Consider the following 15,075-nt stretch of genomic DNA (forward strand, 5'->3'; position numbering starts at 1 on the left):
CCTCCCGCAGGAGAGGGGGAAGCCGCGCAGCGGCGCAGGGGGTTCAATGGGAAGTGCCTTCCGAGCGCGTGATCTTGTTCCATACGTTGTACTTGCCCACCGGCTTGCTCATGGGCAGGCGCTTGATTTCCTTGAAGGTGGCCGCGTCGTAGACGATCAGCGCGCCGTCCATCTCCCACACGCTGGCCAGCGCGTACTTCCCGTCCTTGGTGAACTCGATGTGGGCCAACGTCTTGCCGGGTTCGCGCACGCTGGCCACGGGTTGCAGCGTGGTCTTGTCGATGATGGTCAGGGTGTCCCTGGCGGTCGGGCTCATCATCGAATCGGTCCAGGCGAAGCGGCTGTTTTCATGGCTGCGCATGAAGAAGCCCGGCCCGGGAGTGGGAATCGTCGCCACCGGTTTCCAGGTCTTCATGTCGACCACGTCGATGGCCCCGCCTTTTAGGTTGGGACTCGCGAGCACCGTGCTGCCGTTCCACGCAAAGGTGATGCCAGAGCCCAGGTGCGGCATGCCGGCGATGGGCAGGTCAGCGATCTTGCGGCGCGCGTCGAGGTTGACCACTTGCGCGGTGGCAGCGCCGTCACTGGTTTTCGGACGCGTGGCGCCGAGCACATGGCGATACGACTGGTCGAAGAAGAAGTCGTCCAGCGGTTCGTCCAGCGGCGTGCGGCGCACACCGAGGAAGCCGGGTTTGGCGATGGACTCGCCCATCTTGTAGTCGTGCACCAGGCCGTCGTAGATCGGTTCGGCCTGGGGGTTGTAGGAAATTTCCCAGAGTTCGGGAATGTCCTTGAGCGCCACCACGAAGCTCTGGCGCGGTGTGGCGTCGTACACCGCCGAGACGCGCGAGGTCTGCTTGCCGTCCAGCGTGGCGGCTGCGTAGGTCTTCTGCAGGTTCAGGTCGGCGTCGAACAGCACCACGCTGTGCGGCAGGTGGTTGGCGGCCATGACCCACTGGCCGTCGCCGCTCACCGCGACGTTGCGCATGTTGAGCCCCGCGCGCACCTCGGCCACCACGCGCAGGCGCCAGAGGTCGTACTTGGTGATCCAGCCGTCGCGCGAGCCGAAGAAGACGTAGCGCCCGTCGGGCGTGAACTTGGGGCCTCCGTGCAGCGCGAAGCGGCTGGGGAAACGGGTGATGACCTCGAAGCGGTTGCCGTCGAGCAGGCTGATGTGATGGTCACCGCCTTCGACGACCACGAACAGGTTCATCGGGTCGGCTTTCCACAATGGCTTCGCCGGTTCGCCTGCCGGCACCGGGTTGAAGCTGCGCGAAGCGCGGATGTCTGCCTCGGCCCACACAGGTGCTGGCGACACCGGGGTGCGGATGTGCGCGGCGAGCGCGGCGATGTCGGCGGCGCTGAGTCGGTCGGCGAAACCCGGCATCTGCGTGGCGGTGCGGCCATGGGTGATGACCTTCAGCGCCTCGGCCGGGCGCAGGCGCTCCAGGCTCTCGGGCAGCAGCGCCGGCCCCATGAGCCCTGTGCGTTGTTCGCCGTGGCAGGTGGCGCAGTGCTGGCTGTAGAGCGCGGCGGCGTTGGGCGCCGTCTGCGCGCTCGCCATGTCCAGACCCATCCAGAACAGGCCCAGCACCAGCGTGGCGCGGGCGAGGTTGGCCAGTGTTTCCACGGCGCGCCGCTTGATCGCATCAGACATTGTTGGCCCCCTGTTGCAGGATGTGCACCTTGCGGAACGGCGTGAGTGCGAGCCGGTCCGCGTCGCTGCCGGCCATGGCGCCGATCTCTTCGTCGGTGAGGTAACAGCCCGGGTCTTCGGCCCAGGGGTTGCCGGTGAGCTGCTGGGCGCGCGTGCGGGTGTTGCCGCCGCAGAGGGCGAAGTGCTGGCAGCTCGCGCAGCGGCCTTGCACCGGGCGGGGAAACGCCTTCAGGCCCGCCATCAGCGGCTCGTTGGTGTCGCTCCAGATCTGCGAGAACGGGCGCTGGCGCAGGTCGCCGATGGTGTGGTGCCACCACATGGTGTCGGGGTGCACGTGGCCGAGGTTGTCGATGTTGGCCACGTTCACGCCGCTGCTGTTGCCACCCCAGGCCACCAGGCGCTCGCGCAGCGCGTCGGCCCAGCGTGGAAAGCGCGCCTGCACCCACTGCAGCAGGTAGGGGCCGTCGGCGTCGTTGTTGCCGGTCACGTACTCCTCGTCCAGGCACTGGCAGGCGGCGTCCCAGGCGCGTGCGAAGAGCAGGTCCAGCGCCTCGCGCGTGGCGAGGTGCTGCGCGTCTTGGCCGCGGTGGATGTTGCCGCGGCCCGCGTAGTTGAGGTGCGAGAAGTAGAACTTGTCCACCTGCTCGGTTCGCATCAGGCCCAGCAGCGGCGCGAAGTCGTGCGCGTTGAGCGCGGTCATGGTGTAGCGCAGGCCCACCTTCACGCCGCGCGCGCGCAACAGGCGCACGGCGGCCAGGCTGCGGTCGAAGGCGCCTTCGAGCCGGCGGAACTTGTCGTGCGTCTCCCGCAGGCCGTCCAGGCTGATGCCCACGTAGTCGAAGCCTGTCGCGGCGATGCGGTCGGCCATGGGGGCGTCGATCAGCGTGCCGTTGGTGGACAGGCCGGTGTAGAAGCCCATGGCGCGCGCTCGGTGGGCAATGTCGAAGATGTCGGGTCGCATCAGCGGCTCGCCGCCGGAGAGGATGAGCACTGGCACGCGGAAGGCCTTGAGGTCGTCCATCACTGTCACGACTTCGTTCCAGCTCAGCTCGCCGGCGTACTCGTGGTCGGCAGAAAGCGCGTAGCAGTGTTTGCAGGTGAGGTTGCAGCGACGAATCAAATTCCAAATGACCACGGGACCGGGCTGTTGACCCGCCGCCACGCCGGCGTCTTTGCCGGGCTGCTGGCGCAGCCGGGGCGCGGGTATCGGGTACCGGCCGGTGTGTTCGGCTTCGGCGATCTCGCGCATGTACTGGCTGATGCGAAACATGGTGTTCAGCTTTCTGAGAGGCGCAGTCCTGTTTTCTTCAGGATCGCAGTCGAATAAAGAATGTCGTGGGCGCGGCAGGCGTCGCCGAGCATCAAAGCGATGTCTTCGGCTTGCTGCTCCACCTCGTCGCGCGAGCGGCCGTGCAGCATGGCGAAGAGGTTGTAGGGCCACACGGGGAGCTGCCGCGGACGGCGGTAGCAGTGGCTCACACCCGGCAGCAGGCCGATGCGTGCACCGAGCTCGTCGACCACCTCGTCGGCCACGTCCCACACGCTCATGCCGTTGGCGGTAAAGCCCAGGCGGTAGTGGTTGGGCACGGCGCCGATGCGGCGGATCAGGCCGGCGTCGAGCATGGCCTGCAGGCGCTCGCGCACCTGCTCGCCGCTGATGCCGAGCGTGGCACCAATCGCCTCAAAGGGCCGCGGCACGAGCGGCAGGCCGGACTGTGTGGCGCGGATGAGGCGGCGGTCGAGTTCATCGAGGGCCATGCGTGACTCCCGCCAGCAAGGGAAGTTTGAGTTCCACAAAGAACTCGCGCTCCTTGGGAAAGGCGTACACCGGCAGCGCGGTCGCTGTTTCGATGTCCGCGATCACCCGCTCGATGTGGTCCGCCGCCTCGACCGCCAGCACGAACCACATGTTGAGCGGCGTGGCGCCGGGCTGGTCCGGGTGGGCCGATTCGCGGCGGTAGTTGTGCGCCACCTCGGGCATGCCGTCCAGCGCCTTCGCCACTTCGTCGAAGCGTTCTTCGGGCACCGCCATCGCGGCCAACACGAAGCGGCCACCGGCGCGTTCGATCTGGAACAGCGGGCCGAAGCGCGTGAGATCGCCCTGCGACAGCAGGCGCTGCAGGCTTTCGATCACCGCGTCTTCGCTGCGGCCGAGCAACGCGGCCACGTCGGCGAAGGGCCGGTCGCTCAGCGGGAAGCCACCGTGCAGGAAACTGACCAGGCGTGCGTCATCCAACGACAGCATGGGGCACCTCGTGTGGGAGCAGCGGCAGCGCGCGAAAGCGGTGTGCGCCGGTCTGTTTGAAACGGCGGGTGGAAAACAGCACGGCGCGCCGGTGCGCGGCCAGCCCCGCGGCGGGCACCACGCGGTCGATCACGCGCTGCACCACGGCACGGTCGGTGCCGTGCACCATGCCGTACAGGTTGTAGGGCCACTGCGGCGCACGTTCGCGCCGGTAGGCCAGGGTCACACCGGGCTGGCGCGCCAGCGCCTCGCCGCAGGCGTCCACCAGGTGGTCGGGCACGTCGAACACGGTCATGGCGTTGGCGCCAAAACCCAGCTCGTGGTGCCGCACCACGACGCCAAAACGCTTGAGCGTGCCGGCGTCCAGCCAGTGTTGCAGCGTGTAGAGCACGTCCACCACCGAACGGCCGCTGGCTTCGGCCCAGGCGTCGAAGGGGCGCGCGGTGATGGGCAGGCCCGCCTCCACCCGCTCGGCCAGCGGCTGGTCGGCCGCCGCGATGGGCTCGGCGTGGGCCACGCGCTGCACCCGCATGGGCAGCACCGCAGTGCTGTGGCGCAGATCAAAACCCAGGTCGATGCGGTAGGCGCGCTGCATGCGCAGGCGCAGCGCGGGCAGGCCGGAGGCGCGCTCCAGCGCCTGCATGGCGGCTTCCACGGCCGGCGCGTCGCGCCCGGTCATGACGAACCAGAGATTGAAGTCGTGCTCGCGCGCGTAGTTGTGGTTCACGCCCGGGTGTGCCGACACGGTGGCCGCTACCTCGTGCAAGCGGTCGTGGGGCACCGCCATCGCCGCCAGCAGCGCCGCACCGCCGGCCCCTGGTGCGAACACGCCGCCGATGCGGCTGATCGCGCCCGCGCGCTGCAGCCGCTCGCAGGCCGCGAGCACGTCCGCCTCTCGCAGATCCAGCGACTGGGCGATATGGGCAAAGGGTTCCCGCACCAGCGGAAAGCCGTGTTGCCAGGGGTTGAGCAGGGCCAGGTCGGCTGCGCTCAACGGGATGGGGATGGCGTCGCGCGCGCTCATGCTTCTAAAACCCCACCCGCGCGGCGCGTGCGGTGAAGAAGATGCCGCTGGGCGCGGGCACGTCCAGCCGCGCGCGGGTGGCGAAGCTCTGCGTGTCGACGACGCTCACGCGGTTGTCGTCGCGGCTGCTGATCCACACCGCTTCGCCTCGCGGCGTGAACTCCATGTGCAGCACGGCCTTGCCGGGTTCCAGCGTCCGCACGATCTTCTGGCTCTGCGTGTCGATGACCTGCACGCGGTGGTAGTCGGGCACGGCGAAGTTCACCCACACCTGGCGCCCGTCGGGCCGCGCCATCACGAACACCGGCTGGCCGGCCACGGGGATGCGGCCGACTTCGGCCCAGGTTTCGGTGTCGACCACCAGCACTTCGTGGCGGCCGATGGCGGGCAGGTAGGCACGGCGCCCGGCCACGGCCCAGCCGCGCAGGTGCGGCATCTTGTAGACCGGCAGCGGCGCCTGGCCCTTGCCGTAGCCGCCGAGGATGCGCTGGACCTTGGGCTGACAAGGAAACGCCGGGCCGCCCCAGGTTTCCTTGCCCCCCTCGGGGGGCGGGCTGGGCGCAGCCCTGACCTGGGGGCAATCTTCTGCCCACAGGTCGAGCTGGGCCAGACCGTCTTCGCCGAACAGGCCCGCGATGTAGTGGCGGCCGTTGGGCGTGACGAGGGCGTCGTAGGGCTGGCGGCCGATGTTCTCGAACCTGGTGGTCTTGGGATGGCCCGGGTCTGAACAGTCGCTGACCCAGATCGCGTTGGCGTCGAACAGGCTGTAGGCGAAACGCCGGCCGGGCAGATCGACCAGACCGACCACTCGCGACAGCTTTCCGGGGCCGTACTCGGCGGGGATATCGGCCAGCAGTTCCAGCGTGCGCGCATCGAACACCTTCACGCCACCCGGCGTGTAGTTCTGTGCCGCCACCAGCGTGCCGTCGGCGCTGATCGCGCCGCCGATGGAGTTGCCGGCCTGCATCACACGTCGCGTGATGCGGCGCTCCAGCAGGTTGACCTGGGTGAGGCCACCATCGCGCCCGAACACGTAGGCGAACAGTCCGTCGCGCGAGAACACCACCGAGGCGTGCGACAGGTCGCCCAGGCCGGACACCTCGCCGATCAACGCCTGCGCCGTGGTGTCCACGAGGTAGAGCGTGCCGTTGGCGCGACCGATGACCACGCCGAGGTCGCCGGTGCCGCGCAACACGGGCGCCGCGCAACCGGCGAGACCACCGAGTGCGGCGACAGAAGACAGGGTGGCCGCGGCGGCCAGCCATTCACGGCGCTTCATGGTGCTTTCGCCATTTCTTCAGGAAAGCCCTGGAGCAGGCGTTGTGCGATCCAGCGGGCCTCGGGCTCGCTGAGCATCGCCTTCCAGGGCGGCATGGGGGTACCGGGCCGACCGTGGTAGATCACGGCGGCCAGGCTTTCAAGAGGGACATCGGCCAGGGCCTCGCGCGTGAGCGCGGGGCCCAGGCCACCGGTGAGGCGCATGCCGTGGCACGAGCCGCAGTCCTGCCGCACCATGCGAACCAGGGCATGTTCACGAGTGGCCTCGGGTACCGCAGGCGCCTGCGCCAGGGCCGTGACGGGCCCCAGCAGCAGTGCGGACAGGACAGCGACAGCGCGCACGAAACAAGAGCCCCCACGCTGGCCACTGCGTGTGCTTCGCTGCCCCCCGGAGGGGGCGCGAGCTTGCTTGGGGCGGCCCTGCGCGGCGCTCATGCCTCACCTCAGGACTTCAGGATCACCGCAATGGCGTCCTTCAGATCGCCGTCGCCGATCTTGTCGGCGCCGTTGGGCGACATGGGGATCGGACCAAACACACCCGAGCCGCCCTTGCGGACCTTCTCGAACAGCTTGGCCGCCGCGTCCTGCCCCTTGTACTTGGCCGCGATGTCCTTGAACGCAGGACCAACCAGCTTCTTGTCCTTCGCATGGCAGGCCATGCAGCCGGACTTGGTCAGCGCCGCTTCGCCATCGGCGAAGGCAGCGCCAGAACCCAGCGCCATGAACGACGCCAGCAACAACACATTCACTTTTTTCATTTAAAGCTCCAAAACAGCAACAACAACGAAGTGACCCCACCCCAGGGCCCCGTGGAACCGGCTTCGCCGGGCCACCAGGGCCGTCCCCCCTCAGGGGGGAAGCCGCGTCAGCGGCGCAGGGGGGAACTTAGTAAATGTCGTGTTGGGTGTTATTGACGTTGAAGTGCCCCGTCGGCGTGATCAGGCGCGGGTCTTTGATCACGGTCTTGAGCTTGAGCGTCTTGTCATCGACGATGACCAGCGCGCTTTCCTTGTTCTTGGCGCTCCACACCGAGAACCACACCTCGTCGCCGGCCTTGTTGAACTCGGGCTGCACGACGCGCTTGGCGCCGTCGTCCTGGATGCCCGCCCACTCGGCGATCGGCAGCACGACAAACCCTTTTTCCAGGTTGTTGATGTCGTACACCGCGACCGATTGCGAGATCTTCGGATCGGGGTTCAGCGGCGTGTCCGAATACAGGTGATTGCTCTTCGGGTGGCTCTTGATGAACAACGCGCCGCCGCCCTGGCCGGTGAGCGTCTGCACGACCTTCCAGGCTTCCTTGGGGTGCTTGACCGGATCGGTGCCGATGAGCGAGATGGTCTCGTCACCCAGGTGGCCGGTGGACCACACCGGGCCGAACTTCGGGTGGGTGAAGTTCGCGCCGCGACCGGGGTGGGGAATCTTGCCCACGTCGATCAGCTTCGTGAGCTTGCCTTCCTTCAGGTCCACCGCCGCGATCTTGTTGCTCTGGTTGGCCGCCACCATGAAATAGCGCTTGGTCGAGTCCAGGCCGCCGTCGTGCAGGAAGCGTGCGGTGCCGATGGTGGTGACCTTCAGCGCGTCGATGTTGGAGTAGTCCACCAGCAGGGTCTGGCCGGTTTCCTTCACGTTCACGACGAACTCGGGCTTGTAGTGGCTGCCGACGATGGAGGCCACGCGCGGCTCGGGGTGGTACTCCTGCTTGTCGACCGTCATGCCACGGGTGGCCACGATCTTCAGCGGCTCCAGCGTGTCGCCGTTCATGATCACGAACTGGGGCGGCCAGTAGGAACCGGCGATCGCGTACTTGTCTTCGAAGCCCTTGAACTTGCTGGTTTCCACCGAACGCGCTTCGAGGCCGGTGCGGATCTCGGCCACGTTGTCGGGCAGCTCCATCCACAGGTCGATCATGTTGATCTTGGCGTCGCGCCCGATCACGAACAGGTAGCGGCCCGAGGCCGACAGGCGCGAAATGTGCACCGCGTAGCCGGTCTTGACAATGTTGATGATCTTCTTGGTGTCGCCGTCGATCAGCGCCACCTCACCCGTGTCCCGCAGCGTGGTGCTGAAGATGTTGGTGATGTTGAAGTTGTTCATCTTCTTGGTCGGCCGCTTCTCCGGCGGCACGATGACCTTCCAGGTCGCCTTCATCTGCTCCATGCCGAACTCGGGCGGGGTCGGTGGCTCGTGCTGGATGTAGCGCGCCATCATGTCCACCTCTTTTTCGGTCATCTCGCCGCTGGTCTGCCAGTTCGGCATGCCGGCCGGTGAGCCGTAGGCGATGAAGACCTTGAGGTAGTCGGTGCCCTTGCCCACGGTGATGTCGGGCGTGAGCGGCTTGCCGGTGGCGCCCTTGCGCAGCACGCCGTGGCAGCCCGCGCAGCGCTCGAAATACACCTTGCGCGCCACATCGAACTCGGCCTGCGTCATGGGCGGCGCCTTGGGGTTCACGCTCTGCACCATGGGCTCGGCGCCCATGGGCGAGCTGCCCGCCTGGTAGTTGGCCTCGGGCTGGCTGACGCCCTTTTTGTCCTGCGCGTGCAGGGCGCCGGCAACCAGCATGGCCGCCATCGCGAGCGAGCTCAGGATGATCTTGGTGGGTTTCATGGGTTTTCTCTCTCCGTCGTGGATCAGCTGTGGATGTGGCCCTCTTCCCTCCGGGGGTGTCAGACCCGCTCGCCTGGCTGCTGTCCATCGCCGGTCGACGAGCTGCATGCATCGTCGGACGGTGCGCGCGCCTTGTCCTTGAACTGGTTCAAGGACTCAGGGTTTACCCCCAAGAACAATGGGCGACACACAGATAACAAGGAGAGAGCCCCATGAGCGTGATGGAACACAGCCACTGGCTGGCCCCGGCTTGGCCCGGGGACGGCGCGACAGAGAACGGCCGCCCCCCCGGGCTGGTGACGCTGGTGGGCGCCGGCCCCGGCGATCCCGAGCTGCTCACCCTGAAGGCGGTGAAGGCCCTGCAGGCCGCGAAGCTGGTGCTGTACGACCACCTGGTGAGCCCGGCCGTGCTCGACTTCCTGCCGCCCGACGCCGACCGGGTGTACGTGGGCAAGGAATCGTCGCGCCACACCCTGCCCCAGGCCTCGATCATCGAACTCATGCTGCGGCTCGCGCGCAGCGGGCGCGCGGTGCTGCGCCTCAAGGGCGGCGACGGCTACATCTTCGGCCGCGGTGGCGAAGAGGCCCAGGCGCTGGCCGCGGCCGGCATCCCCTTCACCGTGGTGCCCGGCCTCACCGCCGCGCAGGGCGCGGCCGCCTCGGTGGGCATACCGCTGACCCACCGCGACCACGCCTGTGCACTCGTGCTGGCCACCGGCCACACGCGCGACGAGCGCGGCCTCGACATGGACTGGCCCATGCTCGCGCGCCCACGCCAGACCGTGGTGCTTTACATGGGCGTGCACAACCTGCCCGAGATCTGCCGCCAGCTGATCGCCCACGGCCTGCCGGGCGACACCCCGGCCGCGCTGGTGGAACGCGCCACCCTGCCCGACGAACGCTGCATCACCGGCACCCTGGCCGATCTGCCGCAACTGGCGCTGACCCACGGCGTGAAGCCCCCGGCCCTCATCATGGTGGGCGGCGTGGTGGGCCTGCGCGCCCAGCTCACGCCCCGGGCCACCCGCCAGCAGGCGCCCCTGGCCACGGCATTGGACTGACGGCGCCCCTGGCCCGCACAGGGCGTGGGCGGCCCGCCCCGAGGTGGGGCACGAATATTGCTGCACCCCTCCTTGCATGACCCCCACCGCCCAGCCCCTGAAATCGGGCCTCAATTTCCTCATCGCCGCCAAGCGCTGCGAGATCGACGCGCTGCGCCAGCTCTCGCTCACCAGTGCGCTGGTGAACGTGACCGGCCGGCTGATCCACGGCCTGCAGCGCGAGCGCGGGCTGTCCAACCTGTTTCTGGGCTCCCAGGGCACCCGTTTCGCGGAGCCGCGCCGCCAGCAGATCGCCGAATGCCAGGCCACCGAGGCCGATCTGCGCCACTGCTTCGACAGCCTGGACACCCAGGCCGCGCACCTGGGCCATGGCGCGCGCCTGTTCAGCCGCATCGCCTACGTGCTGCAGGGGCTCGACGCCCTGCCCGCCCTGCGCGAGCGCATCGACGCCCAGGAATGGTCGGCGCGTGAGACCACCGAAGCCTTCGTGCGCCTGATCGCCGGCCTGCTGGCGGTGGTGTTCGAGGCCGCCGACAGCGCCAGCGACCCGGCCATCTCGCGCCAGCTGGTGGCGCTGTTCAATTTCATGCAGGGCAAGGAATTCGCCGGCCAGGAGCGCGCCACGGGCTCGGCCCTGTTCGCCAGCGGCCTGGCCAGCAGCGCCGAGCAGCAGCGCCTGCTGCACCTGATCGACTCGCAGGAGCGCTGCCTGCAGGTGTTCAAGGAATTCGCCAGCGACGAACTCGCCACGCTCTGGGCCACCGCCGACCGCGACACCGTCACCGCGCGCGCCGAGCTCGAGCGCATGCGCCGCGTGCTGTGCACCGCCCCCCACGGCAGCGCGCTCGACGCCAACCAGAGCCAGCCCTGGTTCGACTGCTGCAGCCTGCGCATGGACCGCATGAAGACGGTGGAAGACCGGCTCGCCGACAGCCTGCAGCGCCTGTGCGAACACAAGACCCAGGCCGCCCTGGCCGAGCTGCTGGCCTTCCAGGGCCTGCACCCCGCCGCCACCGAGCCGGCCGACGCGCTCTCGTTCTTCCACAACCCGGTGCCCGAACACGTGAGCGGGCCCGGCCCGGCGCAGGGCTACGGTGCGCAGCTCGACCGCTCCATCCTCGACCTGGTGCAGGACCAGGCTCGCCGCCTGCAGGCCATCAGCGACGAACTCGACACCGTGCGCGCCAGCCTCAACGAGCGCAAGCTGGTGGAGCGCGCCAAGGGCCTGCTGATGGCGCACCGCAACCTGAGCGAAACCGAAGCCCACAAGACCCTGCGCCAGATGGCCATGAACCAGAACCGCCGCCTCATCGACGTGGCCGAAGCGGTGCTGTCCATGGCCGAGGTGCTGCCCGAGCGGCGGCGCTGAAAACCGGTGCGCACGGCGCTGCCGTGCTGCGGCGCACAAAACCCGTGCCCCCGCAGGGTTGATGCACCAAGCTGAAGCCCCCGCATCCGATCACCGCCCACGCCCGCCCTGTTTCGCCGACATCCCGTGACGCTGAGAAGCCATTTTTTCTTTCAATAACAAAGATCTTTCTCCCGAACCCCGACGGACCACGAGACCTGGCACGGTCTCTGCTTAGTACACAGCAACGGGACCTGCGCCAACGGCGGCGCAAACCCCGAAGTCTCCCCAGACACAGGACAACGGCGTCCATTTCCAACCCGCACCGCGCGGGCCAGGAAATGGGCGCCGTTTTGTTTTTGGCCACCGATTTTTTTCATCAGCAAGGAGTTGGACATGACCGCAGACACCACCACCCCGATCGCTGCCGCCAGCCCGGCCGACGCCGGCACCCCGGCCCAGGCCTCGCGCCGCGACTTCATCAAGAAGGGTGCGGCCACCGCCACCTTCTTCTCCACCCTGGGCCACAGCGGCGTCTGGGCCGCCGGCTCCGACGCACCGGAAAAGGAAGAAGTCAAGATCGGCTTCATCCCCCTGACCGACTGCGCCAGCGTGGTGATGGCTTCGGTGCTGGGCTTCGACAAGAAGTACGGCGTCAAGATCATCCCCACCAAGGAAGCCAGCTGGGCCGGCGTGCGCGACAAGCTCGTCAACGGCGAGCTCGACTTCGCCCACGTGCTCTACGGCCTGGTCTACGGCGTTCACATGGGAACCGCCGGCCCCAAGAAAGACATGGCCGTGCTCATGAGCCTGAACAACAATGGCCAGGCGATCACGCTCTCGAAGGCGCTGGCCGACAAGGGCGCGGTGGACGGCCCCTCGCTGGCCAAGTTCATCGCCGCCAACAAGCGCGACTACACCTTCGCCGGCACCTTCCCCACCGGCACCCACGCCATGTGGATGCACTACTGGCTGGCCGCCGCAGGCATCAACCCGCTCTCGGGCGCCCGCCTGATCACCGTGCCGCCGCCGCAGATGGTGGCCAACATGCGCATCGGCAACATGGACGGCTTCTGCGTCGGCGAGCCCTGGAACCACCGCGCCATCATGGACGGCATCGGAGTGACCGCCAACACCACGCAGGACATCTGGAAAGACCACCCCGAAAAGGTGCTGGGCACCACGGCCGAATTCACCAAGAAGTACCCCAACACCACGCGCGCCGTGATGATGGCCGTGCTCGAAGCCAGCCGCTGGATCGACGCCGGCCTGCAGAACAAGATGAAGATGGCAGAGACCGTGGCGCAGAAGTCCTACATCAACACCGGTGTGGACGCGATCAACCAGCGCATCCTGGGCCGCTACCAGAACGGCATGGGCAAGACCTGGGACGACCCGAACCACATGAAGTTCTTCAACGACGGCAAGGTCAACTTCCCCTACCTGTCCGACGGCATGTGGTTCCTCACGCAGCACAAGCGCTGGGGCCTGATCAAGAGCCACCCCGACTACCTCGGCATCGCCAAGCAGGTCAACCAGATCGACTTGTACAAATCGGTTGCCAGCGCCATGGGCATCAGCGTGCCCAAGGACCCGATGCGCAGCAGCAAGCTGATGGATGGGATCGTCTGGGACGGCAAGGACCCCGCCAAGTACGCCGATGGCTTCAGCATTAAGGCGTAACCCCCCGCGCCGGCCTTCGGCCGTCACCCCCCAAGGGGGCACAACGCTGGCGGCCCGGCAAAGCCGGTTCCGCGGCGTTCTTGGATTGAAGGCACTTCGCTCGTAGTTTTGTACTGAAAGGACATTGACCATGGTCAGCGCCGTTTTTCACTCACCGCTTGAGGCCATCGCGCCGCCCGCCCCGTCCCATGCCAGCCCCATTGGAAAAGCCATGAGCGTCCCCCACGCCGAAGCCCCCGCTACTGAGCCCGCCGCGACCAGCGGCCGCCCCTCGGCCGCGAGCCGCGATTTCCGCGGTTTCTGGATGGCGGTGCTGCCGCCCGTGCTGGGCCTGGCCTGCCTGGTGCTGATCTGGCAACTGATCGCCAGCACCAGCAACAGCGGCATCCCCAAGCCCGCCGAAACCTGGGCGCAGGCGGTGCAGGTGTTCTCCGATCCGTTCTACAGCAACGGCCCGAACGACCAGGGCGTGGGCTGGAACGTGCTGGCTTCGCTCAAGCGCGTGGCCATCGGCTTCGGCATGGCGGCGCTGGTGGGCATCCCCGCCGGTTTCGCCATCGGCCGCTTCGAGTTTCTGAGCCGCATGTTCAACCCGCTCATCAGCCTGCTGCGCCCGGTCTCGCCACTGGCCTGGTTGCCCATCGGCCTGCTGGTGTTCAAGGGCGCCGACCCGGCCGCCATCTGGACCATCTTCATCTGCTCCATCTGGCCCATGATCATCAACACCGCAGTGGGCGTGCAGCGCGTGCCGCAGGACTACATGAACGTGGCCCGCGTGCTCAACCTGAGCGAGTGGAAGATCTTCACCAAGATCCTGTTCCCCGCCGTGCTGCCCTACCTGCTGACCGGTGTGCGCCTGGCGGTGGGCACGGCCTGGCTGGTGATCGTCGCGGCCGAGATGCTGACCGGCGGCGTGGGCATCGGCTTCTGGGTCTGGGACGAGTGGAACAACCTCAACGTCTCCAGCATCATCATCGCGATCTTCGTCATCGGCATCGTCGGCCTGCTGCTCGAATTCGCCCTGATCAAACTCGCCACCCTGTTTACGTTTGAAGAGGTGAAAGCATGAGCAACTCCAGCCCCACCAAGTACATCGACATCCAGCACGTCGAGCAGACCTTCAAGACCAAGAAGGGCCTGTTCCCCGCGCTCAAGGACATCAACCTGACCGTGGCCAAGGGCGAATTCGTCACGCTCATCGGCCACTCGGGTTGCGGCAAGTCCACCCTGCTCAACCTGATCGCCGGCCTGACCACGCCCTCCCATGGCGTGCTGCTCTGCGCCGACCGCGAGATCGCCGGCCCCGGCCCGGAGCGCGCGGTGGTGTTCCAGAACCACTCGCTGCTGCCCTGGCTGACCTGCTTCGAGAACGTCTACCTCGCCGTGGAGCGCGTGTTCGCCGCCACCGAAAGCAAGGCCCAGCTCAAGGCCCGCACCGAGTCCGCGCTGGCTCTGGTGGGCCTGACCGCCGCGGCGCAGAAGCGCCCCGGCGAAATCTCCGGCGGCATGAAGCAGCGCGTGGGCATTGCCCGGGCGCTGTCGATGGAACCCAAGGTGCTGCTGATGGACGAGCCTTTCGGCGCGCTCGACGCCCTCACCCGCGCCAAGCTGCAGGACGAGCTGCTGGAGATCGTGGCCGCCACACAGGCCACCGTGGTGATGGTCACGCACGACGTGGACGAGGCCGTGCTGCTGTCCGACAAGATCGTGATGCTGACCAATGGTCCCGCCGCCACCATCGGCGAAGTGCTGACGGTGGAGCTGCCGCGCCCACGCAAGCGCGTGGCCCTGGCCGACGATGCACAGTACCAGCAGTACCGCAAGGCCGTGATCGACTTCCTCTACACGCGCCAGGCGCATGTGGAGAAGGTAGCCTGAATTGCCCCACCCCTGCCGCGCTTCGCGCGACCCCCTCCTGGTGGCGATGCGTGTGGCCCGGCGAAGCCGGTTCCACCGCATCCTGGGAAAGGCATTTCACGCCGGAAGCACCACCCCGCAACCGATCTGCAGGCCGCTCTCCACCCAACCCAAAAAGGGGCATGCTTTCGGGCATGCCCCTTTTTTTTGCGCCGCTTGCTCCTCGCGACACAAGCTTGGTGCACAGCGAGCGACCCGCACCCCTTGAAACGCTCCGGGATCGGGCATGGAATTTGCTGAAAAGTGCACAAGGCT

14 protein-coding genes are annotated in these 15,075 nt (G+C 67.5%); 5 read left to right on the top strand and 9 right to left on the bottom strand.

Features of this window, described 5'->3' with window-relative positions:
* Positions 1-43: 43 nt before the first annotated feature.
* The 9 genes from HTA01S_RS22280 to HTA01S_RS22320 form a co-directional block, all read right to left on the bottom strand.
* Positions 44-1,657, bottom strand: a complete 1,614-nt coding sequence (locus HTA01S_RS22280; protein WP_068175411.1) for a cytochrome D1 domain-containing protein — start codon at positions 1,655-1,657, stop codon at positions 44-46.
* Positions 1,650-2,927, bottom strand: a complete 1,278-nt coding sequence (gene nirJ / locus HTA01S_RS22285) for a heme d1 biosynthesis radical SAM protein NirJ (protein WP_068175413.1) — start codon at positions 2,925-2,927, stop codon at positions 1,650-1,652. The genes HTA01S_RS22280 and nirJ overlap by 8 nt, the downstream gene beginning before the upstream one ends.
* A 5-nt stretch (positions 2,928-2,932) precedes the next feature.
* Entirely contained in the window at positions 2,933-3,415 is a 483-nt protein-coding gene (ahbB, locus tag HTA01S_RS22290; RefSeq protein WP_068175415.1) for a siroheme decarboxylase subunit beta, read from the bottom strand.
* Positions 3,402-3,902: an Lrp/AsnC family transcriptional regulator gene (locus HTA01S_RS22295; protein WP_068175417.1), complete on the bottom strand. Its 501-nt coding sequence runs from the start codon at positions 3,900-3,902 to the stop codon at positions 3,402-3,404. The genes ahbB (HTA01S_RS22290) and HTA01S_RS22295 overlap by 14 nt, the downstream gene beginning before the upstream one ends.
* Positions 3,886-4,926 (bottom strand): siroheme decarboxylase subunit beta, encoded by a 1,041-nt coding sequence (ahbB, locus tag HTA01S_RS22300; RefSeq protein WP_068175418.1) that lies wholly within the window; start codon positions 4,924-4,926, stop codon positions 3,886-3,888. The genes HTA01S_RS22295 and ahbB (HTA01S_RS22300) overlap by 17 nt, the downstream gene beginning before the upstream one ends.
* Positions 4,927-4,930: 4 nt before the next feature.
* The gene (locus tag HTA01S_RS22305) at positions 4,931-6,205 is read right to left on the bottom strand and encodes a cytochrome D1 domain-containing protein (RefSeq protein ID WP_068175420.1); all 1,275 of its coding nucleotides are present in this window, start codon (positions 6,203-6,205) and stop codon (positions 4,931-4,933) included.
* Positions 6,202-6,546, bottom strand: a complete 345-nt coding sequence (locus tag HTA01S_RS22310; RefSeq protein ID WP_407656129.1) for a c-type cytochrome — start codon at positions 6,544-6,546, stop codon at positions 6,202-6,204. The genes HTA01S_RS22305 and HTA01S_RS22310 overlap by 4 nt, the downstream gene beginning before the upstream one ends.
* Positions 6,547-6,647: 101 nt before the next feature.
* Positions 6,648-6,962, bottom strand: a complete 315-nt coding sequence (locus HTA01S_RS22315; protein WP_068175422.1) for a c-type cytochrome — start codon at positions 6,960-6,962, stop codon at positions 6,648-6,650.
* Between the two features lie 127 nt (positions 6,963-7,089).
* On the bottom strand, positions 7,090-8,811 hold the full coding sequence (locus tag HTA01S_RS22320) for a nitrite reductase (protein WP_068175425.1): 1,722 nt from the start codon (positions 8,809-8,811) through the stop codon (positions 7,090-7,092).
* 212 nt (positions 8,812-9,023) lie between these two features.
* On the opposite strand from HTA01S_RS22320, the gene cobA reads away from it, so the two are divergent.
* The 5 genes from cobA (at position 9,024) to HTA01S_RS22345 (ending at position 14,781) form a co-directional block, all read left to right on the top strand.
* Positions 9,024-9,872 (top strand): uroporphyrinogen-III C-methyltransferase, encoded by an 849-nt coding sequence (cobA, locus tag HTA01S_RS22325; RefSeq protein ID WP_068175427.1) that lies wholly within the window; start codon positions 9,024-9,026, stop codon positions 9,870-9,872.
* A 97-nt stretch (positions 9,873-9,969) separates the two neighbouring features.
* Positions 9,970-11,241, top strand: a complete 1,272-nt coding sequence (locus tag HTA01S_RS22330; protein WP_068175472.1) for a nitrate regulatory protein — start codon at positions 9,970-9,972, stop codon at positions 11,239-11,241.
* 375 nt (positions 11,242-11,616) lie between these two features.
* The gene (locus HTA01S_RS22335; protein WP_084236476.1) at positions 11,617-12,903 is read left to right on the top strand and encodes a CmpA/NrtA family ABC transporter substrate-binding protein; all 1,287 of its coding nucleotides are present in this window, start codon (positions 11,617-11,619) and stop codon (positions 12,901-12,903) included.
* Between the two features lie 130 nt (positions 12,904-13,033).
* A complete protein-coding gene (gene ntrB / locus HTA01S_RS22340) occupies positions 13,034-13,972 on the top strand; it encodes a nitrate ABC transporter permease (RefSeq protein ID WP_068175476.1) in 939 nt (312 codons plus the stop codon).
* A complete protein-coding gene (locus HTA01S_RS22345; protein WP_068175428.1) occupies positions 13,969-14,781 on the top strand; it encodes an ABC transporter ATP-binding protein in 813 nt (270 codons plus the stop codon). Before ntrB ends, HTA01S_RS22345 begins: the two co-directional genes overlap by 4 nt.
* Positions 14,782-15,075 lie beyond the last annotated feature (294 nt).

It is taken from the genome of Hydrogenophaga taeniospiralis CCUG 15921, assembly GCF_001592305.1.
Classification (GTDB): domain Bacteria; phylum Pseudomonadota; class Gammaproteobacteria; order Burkholderiales; family Burkholderiaceae_C; genus Hydrogenophaga; species Hydrogenophaga taeniospiralis.